At 62.8% G+C, this 26,051-nt stretch carries 23 protein-coding genes and 1 pseudogene; 10 read left to right on the forward strand and 14 right to left on the reverse strand.

Features of this window, described 5'->3' with window-relative positions; genetic code table 11:
- Positions 1-2 precede the first annotated feature (2 nt).
- From ASU23_RS30600 to ASU23_RS30625, 6 genes are all read right to left on the reverse strand, one after another.
- A complete protein-coding gene (locus ASU23_RS30600) occupies positions 3-1,061 on the reverse strand; it encodes an isopenicillin N synthase family oxygenase (RefSeq protein WP_253741551.1) in 1,059 nt (352 codons plus the stop codon).
- A gap of 143 nt (positions 1,062-1,204) precedes the next feature.
- The gene (locus tag ASU23_RS30605; RefSeq protein ID WP_003945979.1) at positions 1,205-2,308 is read right to left on the reverse strand and encodes an inositol-3-phosphate synthase; all 1,104 of its coding nucleotides are present in this window, start codon (positions 2,306-2,308) and stop codon (positions 1,205-1,207) included.
- A complete protein-coding gene (locus ASU23_RS30610; RefSeq protein WP_003946014.1) occupies positions 2,301-2,864 on the reverse strand; it encodes a PadR family transcriptional regulator in 564 nt (187 codons plus the stop codon). Before ASU23_RS30610 ends, ASU23_RS30605 begins: the two co-directional genes overlap by 8 nt.
- Positions 2,865-2,980: 116 nt before the next feature.
- Positions 2,981-3,751 carry a DUF1707 domain-containing protein gene (locus tag ASU23_RS30615; protein ID WP_054827438.1) on the reverse strand — a complete coding sequence of 257 codons (771 nt, stop codon included), beginning with the start codon at positions 3,749-3,751 and terminating at the stop codon, positions 2,981-2,983.
- A gap of 9 nt (positions 3,752-3,760) precedes the next feature.
- On the reverse strand, positions 3,761-4,582 hold the full coding sequence (locus ASU23_RS30620; protein WP_058039349.1) for a DUF1707 domain-containing protein: 822 nt from the start codon (positions 4,580-4,582) through the stop codon (positions 3,761-3,763).
- Between the two features lie 9 nt (positions 4,583-4,591).
- The gene (locus tag ASU23_RS30625; RefSeq protein ID WP_058039350.1) at positions 4,592-5,431 is read right to left on the reverse strand and encodes a DUF1707 domain-containing protein; all 840 of its coding nucleotides are present in this window, start codon (positions 5,429-5,431) and stop codon (positions 4,592-4,594) included.
- A gap of 128 nt (positions 5,432-5,559) precedes the next feature.
- On the opposite strand from ASU23_RS30625, the gene ASU23_RS30630 reads away from it, so the two are divergent.
- The 3 genes from ASU23_RS30630 to ASU23_RS30645 all read left to right on the forward strand — a co-directional run bounded on the left by ASU23_RS30630 (position 5,560) and on the right by ASU23_RS30645 (position 10,306).
- A complete protein-coding gene (locus ASU23_RS30630; RefSeq protein ID WP_042448217.1) occupies positions 5,560-5,979 on the forward strand; it encodes a DUF5318 family protein in 420 nt (139 codons plus the stop codon).
- Between the two features lie 562 nt (positions 5,980-6,541).
- Positions 6,542-8,689 (forward strand): transglycosylase domain-containing protein, encoded by a 2,148-nt coding sequence (locus ASU23_RS30640; RefSeq protein ID WP_007735524.1) that lies wholly within the window; start codon positions 6,542-6,544, stop codon positions 8,687-8,689.
- A gap of 39 nt (positions 8,690-8,728) precedes the next feature.
- Positions 8,729-10,306 carry a glycosyltransferase family 87 protein gene (locus ASU23_RS30645; protein WP_030537124.1) on the forward strand — a complete coding sequence of 526 codons (1,578 nt, stop codon included), beginning with the start codon at positions 8,729-8,731 and terminating at the stop codon, positions 10,304-10,306.
- Positions 10,307-10,308: 2 nt separating this feature from the next.
- Here the strand turns inward: ASU23_RS30645 and ASU23_RS30650 are convergent, their stop codons facing one another.
- Complete coding sequence (locus ASU23_RS30650) at positions 10,309-10,608, reverse strand: LuxR C-terminal-related transcriptional regulator (protein ID WP_003941253.1); 300 nt, start codon at positions 10,606-10,608, stop codon at positions 10,309-10,311.
- A 186-nt stretch (positions 10,609-10,794) separates the two neighbouring features.
- Between ASU23_RS30650 and ASU23_RS35010 the strand changes: the two are divergent.
- A pseudogene (locus tag ASU23_RS35010) lies at positions 10,795-12,140 on the forward strand (helix-turn-helix domain-containing protein); the annotation flags it as partial.
- Between the two features lie 3 nt (positions 12,141-12,143).
- Positions 12,144-14,636, forward strand: a complete 2,493-nt coding sequence (locus tag ASU23_RS35015; protein ID WP_234552212.1) for a WD40 repeat domain-containing protein — start codon at positions 12,144-12,146, stop codon at positions 14,634-14,636.
- A 6-nt stretch (positions 14,637-14,642) separates the two neighbouring features.
- Here ASU23_RS35015 and ASU23_RS30660 read toward each other — a convergent pair whose 3' ends face one another.
- The 3 genes from ASU23_RS30660 to ASU23_RS30670 are packed head-to-tail and all read right to left on the reverse strand — an operon-like array spanning position 14,643 to position 17,407.
- Entirely contained in the window at positions 14,643-15,422 is a 780-nt protein-coding gene (locus ASU23_RS30660) for a DUF4190 domain-containing protein (RefSeq protein WP_003941240.1), read from the reverse strand.
- Positions 15,423-15,467: 45 nt separating this feature from the next.
- A complete protein-coding gene (locus tag ASU23_RS30665; protein ID WP_058039352.1) occupies positions 15,468-16,052 on the reverse strand; it encodes a GNAT family N-acetyltransferase in 585 nt (194 codons plus the stop codon).
- Positions 16,052-17,407 carry a glycosyltransferase family 87 protein gene (locus tag ASU23_RS30670; protein WP_058039353.1) on the reverse strand — a complete coding sequence of 452 codons (1,356 nt, stop codon included), beginning with the start codon at positions 17,405-17,407 and terminating at the stop codon, positions 16,052-16,054. The genes ASU23_RS30665 and ASU23_RS30670 overlap by 1 nt, the downstream gene beginning before the upstream one ends.
- Positions 17,408-17,617: 210 nt before the next feature.
- Here ASU23_RS30670 and rpsF point away from each other — a divergent pair, with 210 nt between their 5' ends.
- From rpsF to dnaB, 5 genes are all read left to right on the forward strand, one after another.
- Positions 17,618-17,905 carry a 30S ribosomal protein S6 gene (rpsF, locus tag ASU23_RS30675; RefSeq protein ID WP_003941237.1) on the forward strand — a complete coding sequence of 96 codons (288 nt, stop codon included), beginning with the start codon at positions 17,618-17,620 and terminating at the stop codon, positions 17,903-17,905.
- A 64-nt stretch (positions 17,906-17,969) separates the two neighbouring features.
- Positions 17,970-18,494 carry a single-stranded DNA-binding protein gene (locus ASU23_RS30680; protein ID WP_003941248.1) on the forward strand — a complete coding sequence of 175 codons (525 nt, stop codon included), beginning with the start codon at positions 17,970-17,972 and terminating at the stop codon, positions 18,492-18,494.
- Between the two features lie 39 nt (positions 18,495-18,533).
- Positions 18,534-18,776, forward strand: a complete 243-nt coding sequence (rpsR, locus tag ASU23_RS30685) for a 30S ribosomal protein S18 (RefSeq protein ID WP_003941245.1) — start codon at positions 18,534-18,536, stop codon at positions 18,774-18,776.
- 18 nt (positions 18,777-18,794) lie between these two features.
- Entirely contained in the window at positions 18,795-19,250 is a 456-nt protein-coding gene (rplI, locus tag ASU23_RS30690) for a 50S ribosomal protein L9 (protein ID WP_007735531.1), read from the forward strand.
- 508 nt (positions 19,251-19,758) lie between these two features.
- Positions 19,759-22,416: a replicative DNA helicase gene (dnaB, locus tag ASU23_RS30695; protein WP_058039354.1), complete on the forward strand. Its 2,658-nt coding sequence runs from the start codon at positions 19,759-19,761 to the stop codon at positions 22,414-22,416.
- 98 nt (positions 22,417-22,514) lie between these two features.
- On the opposite strand, the gene ASU23_RS30700 is transcribed toward dnaB, so the two are convergent.
- The 4 genes from ASU23_RS30700 to ASU23_RS30715 form a co-directional block, all read right to left on the reverse strand.
- Positions 22,515-22,856 (reverse strand): hypothetical protein, encoded by a 342-nt coding sequence (locus tag ASU23_RS30700; RefSeq protein ID WP_233272429.1) that lies wholly within the window; start codon positions 22,854-22,856, stop codon positions 22,515-22,517.
- 163 nt (positions 22,857-23,019) lie between these two features.
- Positions 23,020-23,481: an Hsp20/alpha crystallin family protein gene (locus tag ASU23_RS30705; protein WP_042448063.1), complete on the reverse strand. Its 462-nt coding sequence runs from the start codon at positions 23,479-23,481 to the stop codon at positions 23,020-23,022.
- A 1,254-nt stretch (positions 23,482-24,735) separates the two neighbouring features.
- Complete coding sequence (locus ASU23_RS30710; RefSeq protein WP_024487875.1) at positions 24,736-25,176, reverse strand: DUF1931 family protein; 441 nt, start codon at positions 25,174-25,176, stop codon at positions 24,736-24,738.
- A 13-nt stretch (positions 25,177-25,189) separates the two neighbouring features.
- The gene (locus tag ASU23_RS30715; protein ID WP_301336409.1) at positions 25,190-26,044 is read right to left on the reverse strand and encodes an NAD(P)/FAD-dependent oxidoreductase; all 855 of its coding nucleotides are present in this window, start codon (positions 26,042-26,044) and stop codon (positions 25,190-25,192) included.
- Positions 26,045-26,051 lie beyond the last annotated feature (7 nt).

The following is a 26,051-nucleotide window of genomic DNA, read 5'->3' on the forward strand; positions in this document are numbered from 1 at the left end:
CGTCAGGTAGCGCTTTGTGCCGCAACGATGTCCGGCCACCAGCGGGCCGCGACATCGGGGTGCGCACGTAGTCGACTCTTGAGGGCATTCGCCCCGTAGGAATCGTGGATCGGGTTGTTCGCGTCCACGGTGACGCCGGTGGCGCGCGCCGCCAGCTCGGGAGGTAGGTCGAACTCCGGGATCTGCGCTGCGTAGTTCGGGTTGAAGAAGAACGGCACCGAGATACGCGCACCGTCGCCCTCGGGTGAAACTACCCGGTGCACAGTCGCTTTCAAGTAGCCGCCGGTAGCGACCTCGAGCAGTTCGCCGATGTTGACCACCAGCGCCCCGTCGATCGGCGGCGCGTCGATCCAGTCGCCGTCGTGCTCGACCTGCAGACCACCCTTGCCCGGTTCGACATAGAGCAGAGTCAGCACACCCGCGTCCTTGTGCCCGCCGACGCCCTGGGAGCCGGCACCTTTCGGGCGGCCCGGGTAACGCACCACCTTGATGAGGATCGACGGATCGTGAGCGAACGCGTCGTCGAAGATGGTCGCATCCTGGCCCAGGGCTACCGCCCATTCGCGTAAGAGGCTCAGTGCGATCGAGGTGAGCGTGTCGTTCCACTCGGTGATGACGTCGCGAAGTTCGGGAAGGGCGTCGGGCCACTGGTTGGGGCCCTGCAGGATCTCCCAGGCCGGTGAGGTGTCGGTGCGCTCGGCCGCGGGCTGTTCGGCCCCGATGTCGATCTGCTCGCGCCAGTCCTGCTTGCCTTCGGTCAGTTCGCCGCCGAGCCGGGTGTACCCACGGAAGTGCGGGCTGCGGACGTTCTCGATCGCGAGCTTCTCGGCAGTCGGCAGCGCGAAGAACTCGCGGGCGACGGCGAGGAGGCGGCGCTGCAGTTCGTCGGGAATTCCGTGGCCGACCAGGTAGAAGAATCCGACCTCGTGGGTGGCCTCGCGGAGCTGAGTGCGGAACTGCTCGGCGGTGTCGGGGTTCTGCGCAAGCGACAGATCGAGCACTGGCAGCGACGTAATCGACATGGGGTCCTCGATCCGTGTGATGGTTCTGATGTCCATCATTCCACGCTGAGCGGCACCCGGACCCGCACGGCAATTCGGCAGCCGCAGGCGTGATTACCCGCGCGGATGCGGAAACACCCTGCGGATAACAGAATCGGGGCCTTGCGCCATTGGCGCAAGACCCCGAATCAGTGTGAGTCGAATTAAGCTTCGTCAGCGCCGATGATGAACGCTTCGAGCTCGATGCGAGCCTTGTCGTCGGCCATCTGGACCGGCGGGGACTTCATCAGGTAAGCGGAAGCCGGGTAAACCGGTCCACCGATGCCGCGGTCCTTGGCGATCTTGGCTGCGCGGACGGCGTCGATGATGATGCCGGCAGAGTTGGGCGAATCCCAGACCTCGAGCTTGTACTCCAGGTTCAGGGGAGCGTCACCGAAGGCGCGGCCTTCGAGGCGGACGTATGCCCACTTGCGGTCGTCGAGCCACTCCACGTAGTCCGAGGGACCGATGTGGACGTTGCGGTCGTGAACCTTGCCGGCAAGTGCGCCGGTCAGGTTGGACGTCACGGCCTGGGTCTTGGAAACCTTCTTGGACTCCAGGCGATCACGCTCGAGCATGTTTTTGAAGTCCATGTTTCCACCGACGTTGAGCTGGTAGGTGCGGTCCAGCACGACGCCGCGGTCTTCGAACAGCTTCGCCATCACGCGGTGGGTGATGGTGGCGCCGACCTGGCTCTTGATGTCGTCACCGACGATCGGGACGCCGGCGTCCTTGAACTTGGCAGCCCACTCCGGGTCGGAAGCGATGAAGACGGGCAGAGCGTTGACGAATGCCACGCCTGCGTCGATCGCGCACTGTGCGTAGAACTTGTCAGCGTCGTCGGAACCGACGGGCAGGTAGGAGACGAGGACGTCGACCTGAGCGTCCTTGAGTGCCTTGACGACGTCGACGGGCTCGGCGTCGGACAGCTCGATGGTCTCGGCGTAGTACTTGCCGATGCCGTCGAGGGTCGGGCCACGCTGAACGGGAACGTCCAGGGGCGGGACGTCGGCGATCTTGATGGTGTTGTTCTCGCTCGCGAGGATCGCCTCGGAGAGGTCGAAGCCGACCTTCTTGGCGTCGACGTCGAACGCAGCGACGAACTGCACGTCGCGGACGTGGTACTTACCGAACTTGACGTGCATGAGGCCGGGGACCGTCTGGGTCTCGTCGGCATCCTTGTAGTAGTGGACGCCCTGAACCAGGGACGAGGCGCAGTTACCCACGCCCACAATGGCTACGCGCACCGCGGTGCTGTTCTCACCCATGGTCGGGTTCTCCTTCTTTCCGGGATGTTCCTGTTGTCGATTGCTCGGCTGCGATCAATTCGTTGAGCCAACGCACTTCGCGTTCACTCGATTCGAGTCCGAGCTGATGGAGCTGACGGGTATAGCGGTCCAGCGATCCGCTGGCCCGACCGACGGCCTCGCGGAGCCCCTCACGGCGCTCCTCGACCTGACGTCGCCTGCCTTCGAGGATCCGCATCCGCGCTTCTGCGGGGGTGCGGCTGAAGAAGGCGAGGTGAACGCCGAAACCGTCGTCGGTGTAGTTCTGCGGCCCGGTGTCGGCGACCAGTTCGGTGAACCGTTGCCGACCTTCCGGAGTGAGCTGGTAGACGCGACGCGCCCGACGCTTGAGCGTGCCGGTGGCAGTGTCGACGTCTTCTGAGATCAATCCGTCGGCTTGCATGCGCCGCAGTGCCGGGTACAGCGATCCGTACGAGAACGCGCGGAATGCGCCGAGCAGACCAGTGAGCCGCTTACGCAGCTCGTATCCGTGCATCGGTGACTCGAGGAGCAGCCCGAGGATTGCGAGTTCGAGCAACTGACAAACCTCCCGAGTCGTTGAACCTAACCGCTTGATGCGATAACCAACTATATCGCGCCGATATATAAAACCACACTGCGGCCCGATACGTGTACCAAGGTGTCACGGCTAGATCAGGGGGTGAACGGGTAGATCGACATGATTTCGCCATCGAGGGCAGCGGTCAGGTACCCGCTCTCGTCGAGGTCGTTGCCGACGTGAATCTGGATGGTCGGAACATTTTCGGTGCTGTCGACAGAGACGTACCGAGTGGTCGGATTTTGCACCGACGTCGTTGTTCCGGCGCCGTCGAGAAGGGCGATCACGATGCGAGGATCGAGCTGTCTGACGTCGATCTGTGTCACGTCGGGTTCGCGTGATCCTCCTGAAGTCGTGTCCTCGAGGTCGCCTCGGTAGTAGCTGTCCAGGCTCTTGCGCGGCGCGGCGGGATCGGCGCGCGTTACGCGTGCATAAGTGGGATAGATGGTCATCTCGTCGACCAGTCCGCTGCCGTACTCCGTTTCGATGGCATGGAACATCGCCCCCAGGCCGTCGACGGTGTGTAACTGTGGCTCGGGGCTCGAGAAGATCGTGACGTCGGACGCGGCGTATTTGATTCCGAAACCGACAGCCGAGACCAGTGACAGCGCGATGATCACAACGGCGATCCAACGCGTGTCCAGCGAAGGTTCTTTCCGAAGAATGGGTAGGGACGCCTCGGTCTGCAGATCGGACGTCAAATCTTCGAGATCGCCGAGAGTGACTGCCACCGCGGCGAGTTCGGTCAATTCGTCGTGCTCGGTCGCCGTGAGTTGTCCGTCGGCGAAGGCGGAGTCCAGCACTGCGCAGGTAGCCTCGCGATCGGCATTGCGAGCGCGGGTGGTCCTGGTCAGATCGTTCGGCATGTCCGGGGCCTATCGAGGAGTGAAGGGAGACAAGCGGATCGGGCGGCCATCCGGGGTCAAATCCATTGAGCCGCTCGCGCCGAGGTTGTTGCTGGCGTAGATGGAGACGCGTGGATCGTCGCTCGACGAACTCATGCTGATGTGTGTGATCTCGGCGTCGGGGACGTTGAGATTTGCGGACACTCCTGCCAGATATCCGGCGAGTTTGTCGATGTCGACGGCAGCGAGGTCGAAGGTGACGGTGCTGGCTGCTCGAGTCGACGTGCTGTCGCGTGGTGTGAAACCGCCTCGAAAGTCGATGTCTTCCTCCAGGTTCGGCGAGACAGCGGCGGCGCGAGTGACGCTTGCATAGCCGGCGTAGAAGTTGGCGGAATCGATTATCGTCGTGCCGTACTTGGCGCTGTATCTGGTGATGAATTCCCCGATCCCGCTTGCGGTGACCGTGTTCAACGTCGAACTCACAATGGGGGCAAGCGGTTCGACGTTTTCGGCTGTCGCCGGTGGAGGCGGTGGGGGTGAAGGGTCGGCGGACAAGGTGAGGTACCCGATCAGGCCGGCGAAGATAGTCGATGCGGCTGCGAGGTACCAGATCTTGTCGATACGGCGAACTTTGGCGACGGCGTTGCGCAGCGTTGCTTTCTGCAGATCGCGGACCAGCAGATCGAGCTGTCCGAGCGTGGTCGCGGTCATGGCCGATGCCGTTCGGTTCGCATGCTCGTCGACCGTGATCTGTCCGTCGGACAGGGCGGAGTCGAGAACGGCGCAGGTGTCGGAACGGTCGACGTCGCGCGCGCGGGTGCGCGTAGAGGTAGTAGTCGGGGACCCACTCACCGGCTCACCCTAGCTCCCGTACGGGTAGGAACGAGAGATCTCGCCCCACGGCGTGACCTCGATGCGTCCTTGGTGGCCGAGTCCGTTCTCTGCATAGATCGCGATCTCCGGGACGCCGTAGTTCGCGTCCACGATCAAGTGGGTGATCGCGGCGTCCGAAACATTGACATAGTCGCCGATGTTCACCATGTACGGCGCGAGCTTGTCGATCTGGATGGAACCGAGGTCGAAGGTCGGCTGGCCCGTTCGCCGCGGAATGGACGTCACTTCCCTCTCGAAGCCGTCGCGAAAACTGATGGACTCGGTGAGAGCGGGAGCATCGGGGACCGCCCGGCTCACTGATGAGTAGTCGCCGTGGAAGCTGGCGTCGTCTACGAACATGTCACCGAACTCTTCTCGATACCTCTCGATGAATGCGCCGATTCCTTCCGGCGTCAACATGTCGATGTGTGCGATCAGGATCGGTTCGACGGTCGGCTCCGGCACCGGGGTGGTGGTCGGCAACGGCGGAGCGAGGGAAGTAGTGCTGGCATAACTGGCTGTGATGTCTTCCGAGGGCGTCAACGGTGACCGACTCCACGCCACTGCTGCGATCGCGCCGACGACGATCAGAGCAGCAGCACCGACGAACACGGCCTTTCGTGCCGTCGACGTCCGAGGCACCGTTTTGGTCTCGATCTTCGGCACCTGCAGATCGTTGACCAGGCGTGCGAGAGCGAGCAGGGTCTTCGCGGACTTCGCCTTCTCGGTCCGGTCGAAGTAGTCCTCCGCGCTCAACTGCCCTTCGGCGTACGCGGCGTCCAACACATTGCACGTTTCGACGCGATCAAGATCACGAGCGCGCGTCATCGGAGAACGAGAAGACTTCACAGGAAGTGATCGTAATGGCTGGTCGCCATGCCCCCAGCCCCCGAAATGTGTTCATCGTGACCCTCCCGAACCGTCCGTCGCGGCACGGACGCACGTACGCTGGTCAGGTGCGGATACAGCGGCAAGTTGTGGACTACGCGCTCGCGCGTCGGTCTGTGCTGGCCGAAGTGTCTGCGGGTCGGACCGACGTCAAGCAAGTGTGTGACGCCGATCCGTACCTACTCAGAGCCGCGAAGTTCCACGGCCGGGGCAGCGACGTCGTCTGCCCCATTTGTCGCAAGGAACAGTTGACGCTCGTGTCCTGGGTGTTCGGCGACAAGCTCGGTCAGGTTTCGGGATCGGCCCGAACCTCGGACGAGCTCGCTCGGCTTGCGGAAACAGCAGAGGAGTTCACGGTGCACGTTGTAGAGGTGTGCCGTACCTGCAGTTGGAACCACTTGGTGCAGTCCTATGTGCTCGGCGCAGTACCTGCGCCGCCGCGACCGCGGCGAGCACGCCCACCAAGCCGGCGCACCGCCAGCGAGTAACGCCACACCCGAAGAAGGGCCCGATCGAAGTCTGCACGTGATCGGTCCGTGACCACTGGAGATTTGATTCGTGAGTTCCCCCAGCAACAACAACCCGGGCGGCAACAACCCGGGTGGCCGTCCCGTCGGTCCCAACCGTCCCGCCGGACCTCCTCAGGGTCGTCCGCCGCAGGGACGTCCCATGGGCCCACCACCGCAGGGACGCCCTCCGATGGGTCCGCCCCCTCAGGGTCGTCCGCCGCAAGGTCGTCCGATGGGACCCCCGCCCCAGGGTCGTCCGCCGCAAGCCCGACCTTCGGGCCCGCCTCCTCAGGGCCGCCCCGCCGGTCCCCCTCCTCAGGGTCGTCCGCCGCAAGGCCGACCTGCCGGCCCGCCGCCTCGAGATCGCGCCGTAGGCGCTCAGGCGAACGAACCGACCCAGCGCGTCGCGGCAGCAGCAGCGACCACCCGTAGCAACGCGGGCACCCGCCCGCCGGTCGGACCTCCACCGACGAAGCCACCGACAGGTGGCTCCGGTGGCGGTGGCAACGACGGACAACCCCCGAAGGGAAGAAAGAGCACCGTGAAGAAGAAGTCCAAGTGGCGCACAGTTCGCCGCTCGGCCTACGTCTTGGTGGCGCTCGGTCTTGTTCTGCCCGTCCTTGCCTTCATGGCGGCGTACATCGTGCAGGACGTCCCCAAGCCCGGTGACCTCAAGACCAATCAGGTGGCGACGGTCTTTGCCGCCGACGGCACCACGGTGATCAGCACTGTCGTCCCGCCAGATGGCAACCGCGTCGAGGTCTCGCTCGATCAGGTACCGCCGCACGTTCGTAACGCTGTTCTGGCCGCAGAGGACCGCGATTTCTACTCGAACCCGGGCTTCTCGATCTCCGGTTTCGCACGCGCGGCCCGAGACAACGTCCTCGGTCGCGACAGCGCCGGTGGTGGCTCGACCATCACGCAGCAGTACGTCAAGAAGGCGCTTGTCGGCTCGGAGCGTTCGCTGACGCGAAAGATGAAGGAACTCGTCATCTCCTCGAAGATGGCCAACGAGTGGTCCAAGGACGACATCCTCGCCGCGTATCTGAACACCATTTACTTCGGTCGCGGCGCATACGGCATCGGCGCAGCATCCAAGGCTTACTTCGGTAAGCCCGTCGACCAGCTGTCCATCGAAGAAGGCGCCGTCCTGGCGTCGTCGATCCAGCTTCCGTCGCTCCTCGATCCCGAGACCAACCCGACAGGCGCGAAGTCCCGCTGGGATTACGTGCTCGACGGCATGGTGTCTGCAGGCACGCTGGATCAGGCCGCGCGCACGCCGATGCAGTACCCCGCTTACATCCCGCTCGCCCAGGTCGACAACAGCAGCCAGGGCTCGACCGGACCCGAAGGCCTGATCAAGCGTCAGGTGCTCAAGGAGATCGGCGACGCTGGAATCAGCGAGCAGTTGCTCAACACCGAGGGCTTGCAGATCACCACGACCATCGACCCGCAGGCTCAGGCCGCAGCGGTCGAGGCAGCCCGTTCCAACATGGAGGGTGAGCCGGAGAATCTGCGTACCGCAGTTGTCTCGGTCGATCCGAAGACCGGAGCCGTCAAGGCGTACTACGGCGGTGAGGACGGCGCGGGATACGACTTCGCGAATGCCGGACTTCAGACCGGTTCCTCGTTCAAGGTGTTCGGCCTCGCAGCCGCCCTGGATCAGGGAATCCCGCTCTCGCAGATGTACGACAGCTCACCGCTGACCGTCAACGGCATCTCCATCGGCAACGTCGAAGGTGAAAGCTGCGGCACCTGCACCATCGCAGAGGCGCTCAAGCGTTCGCTGAACACCAGCTTCTACCGTCAGATGCTCAGCCTCGACGGCAACGGCCCGCAGGAAATCGCGGACATCGCTCACAAGGCAGGCATCCCGAAGGACATCCCGGGCGTCGGCCCGTCGCTCACCGAGGCTGACGGTTCCGGCCCCAACAACGGCATCGTGCTCGGCCAGTACCAGGCCCGCGTGCTCGACATGGCGTCGTCGTACGCGACACTCGCCGCGTCCGGTACGTATCACGCACCGCACTTCGTGCAGAAGGTCGTCGCGGCCGACGGCACCGTGCTGCTGGACCGCGGCGCGCCCGCCGGTGAAGACCGCATCGACGCTGCCGTGGCGGACAACGTGACGGCTGCGATGCAGCCGATCGCGGCGTACTCGCGCGGCCACAACCTGGCCGGCGGACGTCTGTCGGCGTCGAAGACAGGTACTGCGCAGCTCGGTGACACCGGAGCCAACAAGGACGCGTGGATGGTCGGCTACACGCCGTCTCTCTCGACCGCGGTCTGGGTCGGAACTCCCGACGGTGAAGCGATCACCAACTCGGGCGGCGCGATGATCTACGGCTCGGGTCTGCCTTCGGACATCTGGAAGGACACGATGGACGGCGCCCTCGAGGGCACCGACAACGAGAAGTTCCCGACGCCGGGCAAGATCAACGGTCAAGCCGGTGGTGTTCCGGAGTACACGGCTCCCGCACCGCCCAAGACGTCGGCGCCGCCGACCACTGCGCCGACTACGACGGAAACCACTCCGCCGCCCGTGGTGACAACGACGCAGGTCGAGGTTCTGCCGGGCATCACGATCCCGATTCCGGGCATCTCCCGGCCGACGACAACCACGCCACAGGTACCGGGGGCAGGCGAGACCACCGAGGAAGAACCGGCAGGTGTGAGCCCCGGCCAGTAGTTGGAGGGTGGTCGGTTCGAAAGACGGTAACCTCGCGGAGTGGCCGCGAATGCTGATGATGCCGAACCGACCTCCCCCGCTCCGCTGGCCGAAGATCTTCGTTCGGCGGATTGGCGGGACGTTCCCAGTCGCAACGACGCGATGGTGTCTGCGCTGTCGGGAACCGTCGGCGGTCCGGTAGGTCGTCACGCACTGATCGGGCGCACTCGCTTCTTCACACCGATGCGAGTGATCCTTCTGCTCGCCGTGGTGTTCTTGGCTTTCGGCTGGTTCGCCAAGGCGGGCTGTATTCAACAGGCGCCGGTCGGCGAGAGCGGGCAGGTCGGCCTCGACTGGAGTGGCAGCCGTCAGTACGTGGCGATGTGTTACTCCGATACCGTTCCGCTGTACGGAGCCGAGCGCCTCGATCAGGGAGCATTCCCGTACAAGACGTCGTGGGAAGAAGTACGCGGCGACGGTTCGATCCAGATGCGGTACATGGAGTATCCGGTCATCTCGGGGCTCTACCAGTACGGCGCAATGAAAGTCGCGAAGGCGTGGGATTCGATCACCTGGCTGCCGGGCGCGATTCAGGTGGCGCTCTATTTCAACGTCGTGGCGTTCGGGTTGGCGTTGGCGTGGCTGGTCACCGTGTGGGCGAGCACCCTGCTGGCCGGACGACGAGTGTGGGACGGCGCTCTCATCGCGTGTTCCCCGTTGGTGATCGTGCACGTGTTCACGAACTTCGATCCTCTGGCGACGGCGTTCGCGGCGGGTGGGTTGTTGGCATGGGCACGCAAGCGGCCCGTGCTCGCGGGAATCCTGCTCGGCCTGGGCGGCGCCGCGAAGCTCTACCCGCTGCTCCTACTGGGACCGCTCTTGGTCCTGTGTCTGCGCGCGGGCAAGACGAGGGACTGGCTGGTGACCGCTCTCAGCGCGGTCGCGGCATGGCTTGCGGTGAACCTGCCCATTGCCGCGCTGTACCCCCATGGTTGGTACGAGTTCTTCCGGCTCAACTCCGAACGCGGGGCCGATCCGGATTCGCTCTACAACGTGATCGCGTCGTTCACGTCGTGGAAGGGCCTCGACGGTCCTCTCGCACAGGGTGAGTCACCGTCGAATCTCAACGCCGTCTCTCTGCTTTTGTTCGTGGCCGTCTGCATCGGTGTCGGATACGTCGCCCTGACGGCGCAGCGTCGTCCGCGAGTTGCGCAGCTGTGCTTCCTGTTGGTGGCGGGCTTCCTGCTCACGAACAAGGTGTGGAGCCCGCAGTATTCTCTGTGGCTGGTGCCGCTGGCCGTGTTGGCCTTGCCGCACCGCAGACTCCTGCTCGCGTGGATGACCATCGACGCCCTGGTCTGGGTTCCACGAATGATGTATTACCTCGGTGTGTCCAACAAGGGGCTGCCCGAGCAGTGGTTCACCGGAACCGTCGTGATCCGGGACATCGCGGTACTCGTTCTGTGCGCGCTGGTGCTCCGGCAGATCTACCGGCCGTCGGAGGATCTCGTGCGGTACGGGTTCATCGACGATCCGGCGGGCGGTGTTCTCGATCAAGCACCGGACAAACAACCTGCCTGGCTACCCGGTTGGCTGAAGCCGTCCAAGGCGAAGGAACCGGAACCCGTCACGGTCTGAGGTCACCACTCGTCGAGGGTGGTGTACCCGTCCTGGACCGCGCGGGCAAACAATGCTGCCTTCGTGGGAGCCGGCCGCCCGACGTCGCTGTACTTCGTGCGGATCCGAGTGATGTGTGTGTTGACGGTGCAGACGCGTAGGCCGAGTGTCTCGGCGACCTCGGACTTGGAATCCGAACGTAGCCAGGCAAGAAGTACTTCGATCTCGCGGACGCTCAGCTTCGGCTTGTGCTTGCCGTGCTTGGGGTTGCCGACTCGGGACACGTTTGCCTCGATCTTCGGAGAAATGCCGATTGAAGACATGCGAGTAGCGCCTTTCGACGGAGGGGATGGGCGTCGACTGCCGTATTTGCAGAAGGGCTGCTGGCTCAGGGTGCGACTGAGACGAGTATTTCGATCGAGGTGTCTCAGTGGAACGGGTGCAACTCTCTCGATACAGAGTCCATACAACGGACAAATCCCCTACCTGCCCCGATAGAGTGCGTCGCTATGAACTCGAAGGCAGAAGCCGGTACGCACAATCAGGTCGATCCCGCCCGGATCGAGTCGCGTGGGCAGTTTGCTGAGACGCTCACTGCACTGCGGAACGCAGCCGGACTGACGGTCCGCGAAGCCGTCGAGCGTTCGGGTGGTTTGCACGGAACCGTCAGCGGATGGTTTGCCGGCCAACACCTGCCGACGCCGGCGAGTACCCCGATGTTTTTCGCGCTCCTCGAGGCCTGCGGCGTCGATTCCGAGGATGAGCGGCAGCGCTGGATCAGTGCGGTGCAACGAGTGAGACAGTTGACGGCCAGACGACGCGGCGACGCCACCGTTCCGTATCGAGGTCTCGAGTCGTTCCGGCAAGAGGACGCCGAGTGGTTCTTCGGTCGAGACGAACTCACTGCCAACTTGGTTGAGCGGGTGGCGTCGGCGATACGAGGTGTCGGTCGCCGTCAGTTCATGGTGATCGGTGCCTCCGGATCGGGTAAGTCGTCGTTGCTGCGGGCCGGGCTCGCCCCCAAGATCGCCGGGGACGATCCACGGTTCGACGGTTGGCGGGTGGAAACCCTGCAGCCGGGTACGGGAGGAATTCCGTCGTCGATCTCCGACGAACCAACCGTCTTTATCCTCGACCAGTTCGAGGAACTGTGGACGCAGTGCGACGGTGATCGGCGCGAGGAAATACTGCGGACACTCGCGGAACTCGGTGAGAACACCATCGCCGTCATCGGAATGCGCGCCGACTTCTACGGGCTCGCGGCGGAGGAACCGCTTTTGGTGCCGCTGCTCGACGATTCGCCGATGGTGGTCGGGCCACTGACCGACGAACAATTGCGCGAGGTGATCGTCGAGCCGGCGATCAAGGCCGGGATGACCGTGCAGAGCGAATTGGTTCAGGTTCTGGTCTCCGAGCTGACACCACGCGGCTCGCGTACGGCGAGCGACCCCGGAGCTTTGCCCTTGCTGTCACACGCACTGTTGGGGACCTGGCAACGGTCGACGCGTAAAACTCTGACCGTCTCGGATTACTACGCCACCGACGGGATTGCCGGAGCCGTCCAGCAAAGCGCGGAGGAAGTGTACGGCGAGCTCACAGAGAGGCAGCAGCAGTTGGCGCGCAGGATCTTCCTGCGATTGGTCAACGTCGACGAAGTGACGCAGACGCGTCGGCGGGCACCGCGCACCGAACTCTTCCTCGGTGACGACGTCGACGACGTGAATACCGTCATCGACCGGTTCGCCTACGCCGCCTTCTCACCGTCGACGAGGAGACCGTCGAGGTTTCGCACGAGGTCTTGCTGTCCGCGTGGAGTCGGCTTCGCGATTGGATCGACTCGGACCGCGCCGGCCTGGCGGTGCATCGCCGGTTCACCTACGCGGCGCAGGTGTGGGAAGACAGTGGACGCGACCCCGGCGCGCTGCTCGGACCCGCACGTCTTCATCTGACGGAAGAATGGCTGCGTTCGGGCGAACTCGGGCTCCCACTGGAACCGAGTCGGACCCGCGCCGCCGACCTCAATGCCACCGAGCGGGAGTACCTCGCCGCGAGCATCGAGCATCGTGATCAGCAGGAATTTGCCGATCGCCGACGTACACGCGTGCTACGACGGCTCGTGACTGCGCTGGCAGCCGCGTCGGTGATCGCTCTGGTGTTGGCGGTGGTTGCCACCGTCGCCGGTATCGGCGCCAATCGTCAACGTGTCCAAGCAGATACTGCGCGCGACGAGGCGATGTCGCGTCAGGTGGCCACCGAGTCGATCAGGATGCGTGAGCGGGATCCGTCGCTGGCGTCGCAGCTTGCTCTGGCGGCATTTGCGGTCAACGAAACGACCGAAGCCCGCTCGGCATTGCTGGATGCGTCGGGCGTTCATTCGGCTACTCGCATCATCGGACCGCCCGGCGCGATGAAGGCCCGGATCAACCCAGCTGGAACTGTTGTGGCGGTGGGTGGTTCGGACGGGAAGGTCAGGCTTTATCCGATGGTGGACGGTGTTGCCTCAGCCGTTCCGCAGGCGGAGTTCCTCGGAGTCTCGGAGGGCACGGCCCTCTTTGCCGTCGCCTACAGCCCGGACGGACGGCTCCTTGCGACCGGTGGTGCCGGCGGCGCTGCACTCTGGGATGTGTCGGACCCGAAGAATCCGGTCCGTGGAACACTTCCCGTCGACGGTGAACGCGTAGTGCAGGACATGGAGTTCAGCCCAGACGGAACCAAGCTGGTCGCCGGTACCTCGACGCCCGACGTCCTGCGATGGAACATCGACACCTCCACGAATGCCGTTGCTTTGCCTGCTCTTCCGCATCCAGCTGACGGCATTGTCACCGCGACGTTCAGCCCCGACGGACGTTTCCTCGTGGCGGGCGGGCGTCAAGCGACTCTGCGCGTGTGGGACGTCGCGAAGTGGGGTGAGGAACCGGCGCCGATCTTCGCGACCGAGCCCAACGGCACCACCGTCCACTACCTCGGCGTTGCCTTCAGCCCGGACGGACGTGAGCTCGCGGCGGGAACCACTGGCAGGGAGGTGGTTCGGTGGGACATGAGCGATCCGGCGCGCCCCACTCCCCTGCAGGCACTGACGGGATTTTCCAGCTACGTCAACGAACTGAACTACGGCAAAGACGGAACACGTCTTGCCGCAGGAAGTTCCGACAACTCCGTGCGCGTGTGGGACCCCCGAACCGGGGCATTGATCGAAACACCTCCGGACAGTGGGGCGGTGACCACAGTCGACTACAGCGATGACGGCCGCAATCTGGTCACCGGGGGACTCAACGGTGTGACTCGCGTGTGGGCTCTTCCGGGTCCGGTCTGGGCGGGAGCTCGGGACACGATCTTCACCAGTCCCTTTGCCGCGGACGGCTCGCGTCTGGTGGCCGGCGTCGGTGCCAGGGGTGGCGCGATGTTGGCTTGGAACACCGAGGATCTCGATCGCCCCGCGGTGATGCCGGAGTTGAAACCGCAAGGGGCCGACACTTTCAGCGGTGCGTCGGCGGTGTCGGCAGACGGGAACCTGGCTGTGAGCGGCACCGGCGGCGGCGGTGCATATCTTTGGGACCTGACTGATCCGGCGTCGCCACGTATCTACGGCGAGCCTGCGGTATATGTGAAGGGCATCGTGGCGGTTGTCGCACTGAATCCCGCCGGAGATCTGCTGGCGGTGTCCTCGCAGGACGACAACAGTATTGCGTTGGTCGACGTTTCCGACCCGTCGGCTCCGAAACTGTTGTCGTTGACCGATGTCGGCTCCTACCCGCAGATGATGGCCTTTCAGCCAGGTACCGAGATCTTGGCGATCGCGAACGCCAAGAACGAAGTGGATCTGTGGGACGTGTCGAACGCAGCGTCGCCCCGGGTGGCGGCGACGGTGGGTGGATTCGAAAGCTACGCATTAGCAGTGTCTTTCAGCGCTGACGGAACGCTGTTGGCCGCTGGAAGTGCGGATCATGGTGTCGCCGTGTGGGACGTACGCACACCGTCGGCACCCGAGGAACTCGCTCGTCTCGTCGGCCCCGAGGGCGCAATCTATTCGATCTCGTTCAACCGCGCCGGTGATCGGCTCGCTGCCGGTGTCGGCGACGGAACCGTCTGGCTCTGGGATATCGAGACGCCCTCGCAGTCAACACGATTTGCGACGCTGTCCGCCTACCCGGGTCGCGTCAACGACGCTCAGTTCGCCGGCGAGAGTGACATGATCGCGGGTAGCGGGTCGGACAAGACCGTTCGCTTGTGGGGAATCGACCCCGACGGCGTCGTTGATCGATTGTGCCGCACCGCAGGATCTCCCATCACGGAAGCCGAATGGGAGCGGTACCTGCCCGGTGTTCCCTATCAGGATCCGTGTGCCGGCTGACGCGCTTCAGTTCATCCAGAACTCGAGCGCCGGTTCCCGACCCAGCTCGCCTCCGCTGCCGGTGATCACCAGTCCGGCGGAGGTGAGCTTGTACGTCACGTCCTTGTTGGTGACGGTGAATCCGTTGCCGGTGGGCGTCGGATCGTCGAGTTCGATGGTGGCGCCGTCGCTCAGCCGTTGACCCTTGTAGTAGTAACGCCCGACTCCGGTTTCGCAGATGACGATTCGTGATCCGGTCGTGACGGCGATGGCGACGGCAGGATTGGTGGAGTTGCAGCTGGGGCCGCCGGAGATGAAGCCCTGACGGTTGGTGCCCGAGACGGTCGGCGCTGGTCCGATCGAGGTTGTGACGCGTGGGGGCGTCGTCGTTTTCGGCGCTGTGGTGGGTGCACTCGGTGCCCGAGTCGTGGTCGTGGAGTACGAGTACGGCGTCGTATAGGTGAGACTCCGCGAACTCGCCTCGTTCGCGGCGTTGCCGAAAGCGGCGGCGAGCAGCCCGAAGAACGCGATCCACACGATCACGGCCAGGATGCCGAGTGCGGTGAAGATGTAGCCGATGATCAGTCCGGCAAGGGCGAGTCCGTCGCCTTCTTCGCCGGTCCGTTTGATCTGGCCGCGAGCGATGTGCCCGAAGACGATCCCCAACGGCGCGATGAGGAACGCGAAGACGAGGGCGAGCACCGCGAGTGTGTTCGTCGGCCGCCTGCCGTACGGATCGGGCTGCCCGTACGGAGACGGTTGCCAATTCTGATTGCCCTGGTACCCGTACCCACCCTGATCGCTCATGAGGTGAATCTTGGCATGGACTTGGCCGAAGAGTGCAGGTGATCGCTAGTTTCGGGTACGTGTCTCGAGCTGAGGTGCGATGGTCGGCCAATCGTCGTCGGTCATCGCGAACAGCGCTGTTGTACGCCAACTGCCATCGGCGCGGCGTCGGTGCTTGCGCAGCAGGCCCTCGAACTGAGCGCCGAGCTTTGCGATCGCGGCCCTGGACTGTTCGTTGAACTCGTCCGTGTGCCACTCGACGCGTACGGCTTCGAGCTGGTCGAAGGCGTGACGAAGCAGGAGCAGCTTCGATTCGGGATTGATCCCGGTTCCCTGAACCGATCGCGACAACCACGTGTATCCGATTGCAAGACTGCGGTTTACCGGGTCGATCTGGTACATGGACGTGGTGCCGACCACGGCGTTCGTCACGATGTTCACCTGCGCAAAGGCGATCCGATTAGGGTCGTCGGTTGCTGCAGCGATGTACTTCTGTGCCTGTTCCCGATCGGTGATGGGCGATGCGGTCCAACGAAAGATCGCCGGGTCGTCGGCCGCCGCGAGCAGAGCGTCGGTGTGCGCGACGCCCAGGGGTTCGAGTCGGACACGATCACCGGTCAGCGTCGGTGATTCGAACCATGATGCAGTCATCAGGCGTGCTCCCGTGAGTGAGTCGGAAGGTTGTTGTCGGAGTTGGCAATCTGATCGGTCCCACCGGCAAGCGGATACCGCAACGGGACTCGCAGGAACAAGAAGAAGAACACGGCGAGCAGGACGACGTGGCCCCACACGCTCGCCTGGACGACGGCCTCGTACTTGCTCGGATCGAGATTCATGTCCAGTTGGTAGAAGTACCGGAAGATGCCGATACCCAACGCTGCGTCGGCGATCAGATAGGCGACGATCCAGAACCACCGGATCTTGAACAGTACGAGGAAAGGCAGGATCCACAGTGTGTACTGCGGTGAATTGACCTTGTGCAGCAACACGAATCCGCACAGCATCGCGGCACTGACTGCAATCCACGGAAAGTAGCCGTCGCGGACGTAGCGGCGCCAACCCAGATACATCGCGAGCGCGAACGACAACAGGATCATCACCGGAGACAGGATGCTCACCAGTGCGTCGTAGTCGGCGTTGAGTTCGCGAACTCCGAAACCGTAGAAGGGGCGCAAACCCCAGAACCACACCGAGTTGGTGGTGATGTCGGCGCTTCGCTTCTCCTGGAAGCTGAACGACGCGCGCCAGCCTTCGTAGGAAATGAGGGCGAACGGCAGGTTGACGAGGACGACGGTGACGATCGCCGCGCCCGCCGTCATCAGCGCTCCACGAACGTCGTAGCGCTTGCCTTCGGTGCTGCGTAGAAGCACGTAGGCCATGAGCGGCAGCACGAACATTCCCGGGTACAGCTTCAAACAGAAACCGATCGCCAGGATGACGGCCGCCAGAACCGCGCGAGTTCGCAGCGGGATCCGCTCGAACGTCATCAGAAAGATCGCGCCGACGCTGGTGGCCACCACCGGGAGCTCCCAGTTGTGGAATGCGTACAGAACCAGGGGCGGAGTCGCCGACCACACGAGCGCGTACGCGCCGCTCATCTTGCCGAGCATCCACGCCGTGAGCAGTCCGAAAGGAGCCAGGATCAGGGCCGAGTGCAGAAGGAAATCGGTGTCGGTGTGTGAGCCGATACCGCCCAGCCACATCAGAATTCCGCTGAGCACCGGGTATTCGACGGTTCCGCCGGTCAGGAATCCTTCGGGCGTTATCCCTCCGGTGACGAAGGGGAACAGATGCTGATCGATACCTCGTCCGAGCCAGAGCAACTGAATGTCGGAGTAGCAGACGTCGATGTTCTTGTTGACGTCGAAGTTCAGGCTTCGTCCGTCGGGCGCGAACGGTGCACCGCCGCATCTGGCCTTGTTGAAATAGCCCAGCGCCATCGTCAGCCCGCACAATCCGACGACCAACGCCAGGATCGACGCCGGGGTCTTGCGGTCTGTTCGCATGATTCTCACCCTAGGGGGCGCAGTGGCTCGCGGGGTGATGCGTCTGCACCACGCGTCGCGCATCGATCTGGTGGTCTTCCCGGAGGGCCGGGACGATTTCCCTGGTCAAGGCCCCTCGTGTAACCTACGAGGGTTGCTGACGCAACGACCCTCCTGCCACGGATAGTCCGTGGCCGTTTTCACTTAGTCCACAGGAGGTGATGAGGTCTTATGCGTCATTACGAATTGATGGTCATCCTTGACCCCAGCCTGGACGAGCGCACTGTTGCTCCTTCACTGGATACGTTCCTCAATGTTGTGCGCCAGCACGGCGGCACGATCGACAAGGTCGATGTCTGGGGTAAGCGTCGTCTCGCCTACGAGATCCTGAAGCATGCTGAAGGTATCTACGCGGTGATCGACATCAACGCCACTCCCGCCACCGTCGCTGAGCTCGATCGTCAGCTCGGTCTGAACGAGTCGGTTCTGCGCACGAAGGTTCTGCGCCACAACAAGTAATTACTGTCGGTAGCGAGCTCTACTCTCGCGCCCAACGGTCTTACATCAATGCAGGAGGAACCACATGGCTGGCGACACCATCATCACCGTCATCGGAAACCTGACGGCTGATCCTGAACTTCGTTTCACCCCGGCGGGTGCCGCGGTTGCAAACTTCACGGTTGCTTCCACGCCCCGCACCTTCGACCGTAATTCCAATGAATGGAAAGACGGCGATGCGCTGTTCATGCGTTGCAACATCTGGCGCGAAGCAGCCGAGAACGTCGCGGAGAGCTTGACCCGTGGTTCACGAGTAATCGTGAGCGGCCGGCTCAAGCAGCGTTCGTACGAAACTCGCGAGGGCGAAAAGCGAACTGTCGTCGAGCTCGAAGTCGATGAAATCGGTCCTTCACTGAAGTACGCCACGGCAAAGGTCAACAAGGCCAACCGTGGTGGCGGCGGTGGAGGCGGCAACTTCGGCGGTTCCTCCGGCGGATCGGGTGGCGGACGTCCGAGCGCTGCACCTTCGGGTGGAGACGATCCTTGGGGCAGTGCGCCTCAGGCTTCGGGCTCCTTCGGTGGTGCGGGCAGCGACGAACCGCCCTTCTGATCCGTACCTGATCAGGAACATCCAGAAAAGAGCAAAGACATGCCGAAGCCGCCCTTGCGCGACAAGGTTATGAAGAAGAAGGTCTGCACCTTCTGCAAAGAGAAGAACACGCAGATCAACTACAAGGACACGACGTTGCTTCGTAAGTACGTCAGCGATCGCGGAAAGATCCGTGCTCGCCGTGTCACCGGCAATTGCGTCCAGCACCAGCGCGACGTTGCCATTGCCGTCAAGAACTCACGTGAGGTAGCACTGCTGCCTTACGCCACCGTGGCTCGCTAAGGAAAGGGAGGAAAGAACATGAAGCTCATCCTCACCGCTGACGTGGACAACCTCGGTGCGCCTGGCGACACCGTGGAGGTCAAGGACGGCTACGGCCGTAACTACCTGCTCCCCCGCGGACTGGCAATCGTCGCCACCCGTGGCGCCGAGAAGCAGGTCGAGGGCATCCGTCGTGCACAGGAAGCGCGCGCTGTGCGCGGCCTGGATCACGCCAAGGAGCTCAAGGCAGCTATCGAGGGCCTCGAGTCCGTAACGCTGACGGTCAAGACCGCCGGTGGCTCGGGCAAGCTCTTCGGTTCGGTTACCGTCGCTGACGTCGCTGCTGCGATCAAGGCTGCCGGTGGACCGGTTGTCGACAAGCGCTCCATCGTGTTGCCGAAGGCTCACATCAAGAACACGGGCAAGCACGCCGTGGTCGTGAACCTGCACCCCGATGTGGTTGCCAAGTTCAACCTGAACGTCGTCGGCGCATAGTCGACTGTTCGTCTCGCCGGGCCCCGCACACTTCGGTGTGCGGGGCCCGACGTTTTGTTTCGGGGTGCGGTGTGCCGCCTGACAGCGTCCCGAATCGGACCTGGGGATAACTCTCACACTGTGATGTTCGACTTGGTGATCAGTGACGAATCGGGCGAGGCAACACGCCCGACACACCGACGCGCCGACTGTGGAAAAACTATTTTCATCAACAGGCCTGTGAAATTGTGGATAGCCATCTACCTGGTCTTTTGTAGTTACTAAGCAAAGTAGTCCCCAAATGCTCCACAGGCGGTGCACACCGTGGGGCGGGAGTTTCCACAAAGCATCCACAGCTTTATCCACAGTCCGGTTTGTATGCGGACCTACTAGTCCCTAACGTCATCTCGGCGTCTATCTACAGCCCGGCCGAATGCGGCTAGGGGATGTCGGTGGGGGCAGGTACAAATGATGAGGGCGCTGCGGTTTCTGGCAGTGTCGTCGAGTGTTTTACGGGAAGGTCTCGCTTGTGGCTGTTGTAGATGATCGAGGACCTTCCGACTTCTCGGGGCCGGACTACCCGGGCCCTCCCGAGGCCGAGCCCGACCAGGAGTTCGGACGCCAGCCACCTCAGGACATGACTGCCGAGCAGTCGGTGCTCGGCGGCATGCTGCTGAGCAAGGACGCCATCGCTGACGTCCTCGAGGTACTGCGCCCGGGTGACTTCTACCGGCCCGCTCACCAGTCCGTCTACGACGTGATCCTGGACCTCTACAGCCGTGGCGAGCCCGCCGACCCGGTGACGGTCTCCGCCGAGCTCGACCGTCGAGGTGAGCTCCGCCGTATCGGTGGTGCTGCCTACCTGGTGACGCTGACCCAGACAGTGCCCACAGCCGCCAACGCCGCCTTCTATGCCGAGATCGTGGCCGAGAAGTCCGTGCTGCGTCGTCTGGTCGACGCCGGTACGCGCATCGTCCAGTACGGCTACGCCGGCACCGAGGGCCAGGACGTGGCCGAGGTTGTCGACCGCGCGCAGGCCGAGATCTTCGAGGTCACCGAGCGTCGAACCACCGAGGACTTCGTACCCCTCACCGAGCTCCTCCAGCCCACGATGGACGAGATCGACTCCATCGCCAGCCGCGGCGGAATTTCCCTCGGTGTGCCCACCGGATTCAAGGATCTCGACGAGATCACCAACGGCCTTCACGCTGGTCAGATGATTATCGTCGCGGCCCGTCCTGGTGTGGGCAAGGCGCTTGCCCTCGATACTCCCCTCGCGACGCCCAGTGGCTGGACCACGATGGGTGACGTTGCTGTCGGCGATCTGTTGATCGACAACCACGGCAAGCCGACGCGGGTTGTTGCCGCTACCGACGTGATGGTTGACCGTCCTTGCTACGAGGTCGAGTTTTCCGATGGAACAGTGTTGGTGGCCGACGAGCAGCATCAGTGGTTGACGGAGACGCGTGCTTCGCGCCGTTCAGCGCAGAACGCCAAGACAGGTTACAACCGCTATAAGAATCAAAAGACATTCGCCGAGGTCCGAACCACGGCGGAGATCGCATCGACGGTGCGATGCGCAACGGCGGATGGCCGCGTTAATCACTCTGTCGTGAATGCCAAGCCGCTCGACCTACCAACGCAGGATCTCCTTGTCCCGCCATACACACTTGGCGCTTGGCTAGGTGACGGTTCTACTGCCTGCGCACAATTCACCACTGCTGATCCTGAGATCATCATGTTGATCGAGGCCGAAGGCTTGGTTGCAGTTCCGTCCAGGTCGGCGCATTTGCGCTACAGCCTTCAATTAGCCCCGGAAGATCCCGTCGCTCCGCGCGATTGCGTTGTGTGCGGAAAGAGCTTCGTGCCGTTCACCAGTCAGGTGCGAACGTGCGGTCAATCATGCGGCGGCAAAGCACGTTTCATGTCTGACCCTGTACCTGCGCCAACTTGTTCACACTGTGGTGGACCTTCGATCGGGCTGCGACTGTGCCAGAAGTGCCGCAATGAGTACGGCACGGTTCAAGGACGCCTACGTACGGTCGGTGTTCTGGGCAACAAGCACATCCCTGTCCAGTATCTCCGTGGGTCAGAGGCGCAGCGTCGTGCGGTTCTTGCGGGGCTTCTCGACACTGATGGAACTGTGACTGCCGGTGGCTCCGTTCAGTTTTCGGTAACCAACGAGCGCCTCGTCCGCGATGCCCAGGAATTAGTGGTTAGTCTTGGCTATCGCTGCCAAATGAGCACAAAGCGAGTCAACGGTCGCACCGAGGCTTCGTCGACTGCATTCACCTTGACCTTCTCGACTGATGACGAAGTGTTCGGTCTTACGCGGAAAGCGATGCTGCACAAGGAGCGTCGAGCGAGTAAAAGCACTGCGCGCAGCGGGTCGCGCTACATTGTCGATGTTCGACCAATTGCGAGTGTTCCGGTTCGCTGCGTCGAGGTCGACAACGCCGACCACATGTACCTGGCCGGTCATTCGATGGTCCCGACGCACAATTCCACGCTCGGAATGGATTTCCTGCGTTCCTGCTCCATCACGCACGGCATGGCCAGCGTCATGTTCTCCCTGGAAATGAGCAAAACCGAGATCGTCATGCGTCTGCTGTCCGCAGAGGCAAAGATCAAGCTCGGCGACATGCGCTCCGGAAAGATGACCGACGACGACTGGACCAAGCTCGCGCGTCGCATGAGTGAGATCAGTGAGGCGCCGCTCTTCATCGATGACTCCCCCAACCTCACCATGATGGAAATTCGCGCAAAAGCGCGGCGGCTCAAGCAGAAACACGACATTCGCCTGATCGTCATCGACTACCTCCAGCTGATGAGCTCCGGTAAAAAGGTCGAGTCCCGTCAGCAGGAAGTCTCCGAATTCTCACGTAGCCTAAAGCTTTTGGCGAAGGAGCTCGAAGTTCCGGTTGTCGCGATCTGTCAGCTCAACCGTGGTCCCGAGCAGCGAACCGACAAGCGTCCGCAGGTCGCCGACCTTCGTGAGTCCGGATCGCTCGAGCAGGACGCCGACATGGTGATTCTGCTGTACCGCCCCGACGCGACCGAGCGAGACGATCCCCGTGGCGGTGAAGCCGACCTGATTCTGGGTAAGCACCGTAACGGCCCGACCGCGACAATCACTGTGGCGCACCAACTTCACCTCTCGAAATTCGTCGATATGGCGCGGGGATAGTGGCTGCCGCCATCGCCTGAAGGTGGGACGGATTTCAGATCTTGTGAGATCCTGCTACAAGCACCAATTCGATTCCACTAGTGCAAAATTCGGTTTTTCTACAGGTGGGGTAGTGCTGCAGTGAGGAAGACGGCGCCGAAGGCGATTCCGGCAATGCCGGTGAGGATCCCGACCACGCCGGCGGTGTTGTCGCCCAGATCGCGTCCGGGGGTGTCGGGTCGGCGCGCTACCAGGGCGGTTCCGATGGCGGCGGCACCGAGGAGGATGCCGAGGCCGAACATCCAGAACGTCAGTATCGAGAGTGCACCGAGCATCAACGCCATGTCGCTGTATTCATCGCTGGTGATAGGACGGTGGTGATCCCACCAATCGGGTGGAGTGTGCGCGCGGGATTCGGTGTTGTCGGATTGCTCGTGCGGGGGGATGGTGGATGCAGTCATGGCAGCTAAAGGGTTCTCGCGCTGATTCTTTCGTGTGGTGGATGGACCGGTGTGCGCCACGGGTGTGCAGTGGGAGATCGAAGCGATGGTGGGTGAGGCCCGAGAACCCATCGCGTGTCCTCGGGAGTCACCCCACAATCAAGCGGTGTTCGGGCCAGGCGGATCAGGCTTCGATCTGCACCTGTGTTGTCGATCCGGCGTTATCGGTTCGGGAGGGTGGTCCGGAGGAGACCTCGATCCTCCGCGGTTTCGCCTTCTCTGCGATCGGCAACGTCACCGTCAACACGCCGTTGTCGTACGAGGCCTCGATCTGTTCGGCGTCGATGTCGTCGCTGATGGACAGCTGCCGTTTGTATGTTCCAGCGAAACGCTCACTCGCCAGCCAGCTCACACCCTCTTCGGAGAGGGCGGTGCGGTGCGCGGTCAACGTCAGAGTCGAGCCGTCGATGCGGACGTCCACTGATCCTGGGTCGACGCCGGGAAGATCGGCGTGCAGGACGTACTGGTCCTCGACCTTGTAGAGGTCCATCGGCATGAACCGTGGACTGCGTCCGTTGCCGGTTCCCGCGGCGAGTACGGACTTGGTGATCGCGTCGATGTCGGTGAAAGGATCGAAACGAAGCACAGCAACACACCTCCCATGTCGTGAAAAGAAAAGTCACCGCCACTGTGGCGGTTGACCGAACTTACTGTGCGAGAACATGATAACCACACGAATTAGCACTCTGCAACCGAGAGTGCCAGAAGCTTTGGGGAAGTGTTCCGGTCCCTGAAGATCGCTGCTTTGCCTGGTCCCGACAAAAGCGGTGGCCGCCTTCGGCCTCGATTCGAAGCGGGCGGCGCGGTACGGCACTTCGTCAGTAGCGGCGGTGCGGCAACGGATCCGCCGGAGCCCCGACTCTGCGTGTGCGAGTCGGGGCGTATGACCGACGTCGGCATTGAGCACACAACACCGATGACCCACTATCCGTGCGAAGTCGACGTTCATGTCGTCCGCACATCTTCAACCATAAACAGTGCGATCGGTATAAATCATGTTCAGTCGCCTTCGATGCCAAGAAGTGACATGGCCGTTTGCATGGCAAGGTGAACATCTTGGTCGTCACGCTAGCGGCGCAGTAGCCGCGGTGCCTGGAAAGGTGACCCGTGCCTGGTATTTGGTTTGCAGACGTCTGTTCCGAATGCTTTTGCAAAATAGGTCTTTTCCCGATGTTTCCGGGTGGATCGGGCATCGAACATCGCGGGTGCTCGTTCGTCGGAGTCGCTGCGAACGATGTCGGTGTTCGTGCACACACCGAACCGGCTGTAAGGGAGAACACTTCGGCTACCGTCAAAGCTTGCTCATCACAATGGAACTGGGACTTTCGACCCTGTCGTCTACAAGCAGTGCGCAATAACCTTCGTCGGGTCGGGGGCACCCGTTCCGTTCGAGGGGGCAAACAATCGGGCGGGTGTTCGTCAAGGCAAGGCCATACCACCCTCACTGGTCTCCTTGCCGGGCCTTGAGCTGTGCGCGCCCAGAAGTGCTCAGGGCCCGCCCGATGCGGGGATCGAGAAAGTGAAGACGAAAGGTTCTCAGATGAGCCGAAGGAGTGATCGGCGATCGACAAGTTCTGCTCGCCGCCTGGCCACGCGGACTACCGGTGTCAGAGGTTCGGCGTGTAAGCCGAACTCGCTCACGGCAGAGGATCTGAGGGCTGTAATCGAGTCCCTCACTGGAGTTCTCGCTGCTCGAGAATCGAGCGCGGAAACCGCACCTCTCGCCGGAAATCATCCGTCGTCGACGCCAACTGACAGGCAGTTCTGAATCGCACCGGTATTTTCGCAGCCGGACAGCATATTCGAACTCAGACGCGCTGTCAGCCGGGACGGGTGGTAATCACAGAAGTAGGTGGAAGATGTCGAAGGCGACTGTCCATTGGGCTGTGCCGGGGTTCTTGCGGTCCGGTTCGACCGTGGCGAAGGTTTGCGCCAGCGCTACGCTCAACCCTCCTGCGATCAGCGGCAGTCGTTGCTCTGTCTCCTCTGAGAGGGCCACGTCCAAGGGCGGGCGGGCCGTGAGCTGATCGAGCAGCGGTTGAAGTTCGATCTCCTCGTCGAGTTTTTCGAACCGGTGGATGCTCTCCTGTAATCCCTTGGTGATCGGCAGGTCCCACGGTTCGATCACGTCGCGCAAGTTTGCTTTCGCGGAGGCTTTCCCGATCAGGATCACGTCGTAGATCTTGTCGTCGATGAAATCGGTATAGCGCTTGAGATCGTTCCGGTCGACCTGCAGTCCGGCCGCTGCCCTGAAGAACCGCTGGAATTTCACGGTGCCCATTACTGGCATGTCGTCAGCTCCTTTCGAAGTATTCATGGATTTGGCGTACGGCCATCGCTCCTTCACCGACGGCGGATGCGACTCGTTTCACCGAACCGCGGCGGATGTCGCCCGCCGCGAACAGGCCGGGCAGGCTGGTTTCGAGCGTCCTGGACAGGCCGCCGTTGATTGGCAGGCTGCCGTCCGCTCGTGCGTGGATCGCGTCCACACCGGTGAGGACGAAGCCGTGGTCGTCGAGTGCGATCGCGTCGGCAAGCCACCCTGTGTGCGGTACCGCCCCGATGAAGACGAACAGGGCGCGCACCCGAATCGTGTCCTGGTCGCCGGTGCGATTGTCCTCGACTGCAATTGCTTCGAGGTATTTCTCGCCGTGGACCGCACGAATCTCGGTGTGCCGGTGCACGGTGACCCGCGGATGGTGTTCGATCTGGTCGACCAGGTATCGGGACATGCTCTTCCCGAGGTCATCGCCGCGGATGAGCAGGTGCACCTGTGAGACGTGCTCGGCGAGGAAGACGGCGGCCTGGCCGGCGGAGTTGCCGCCACCGACGATGGCTATCGGGTCGGTGCCGCATATCCGTGCTTCCTGATGCGTTGCGGCGTAGTACACGCTTGTTCCTTCCAGCGCCTCGATCCCCTGAACGGCCAACTTGCGGTACCGCGCCCCGGCGGCGAGCACAACGGCCCGGGCGTGCACCGACCCGCCGTCCCCCTGCCGTTGCATCACGTCACCGCGGTTGATACCGGCGGCGGCAACGCGAATCAGGACCTCGCCAGGTGCGGGCGTTGGGGTTGGTACTTCCTCTACGGCGAGGTTCTTCTTATCGTCGACGACGATCGCTCGCATGGTGGGGGTGACGGTGCTCATCTTGCCT

It is taken from the genome of Rhodococcus sp. KB6, from assembly GCF_001445685.1.
Taxonomy (GTDB): domain Bacteria; phylum Actinomycetota; class Actinomycetes; order Mycobacteriales; family Mycobacteriaceae; genus Rhodococcus_F; species Rhodococcus_F qingshengii.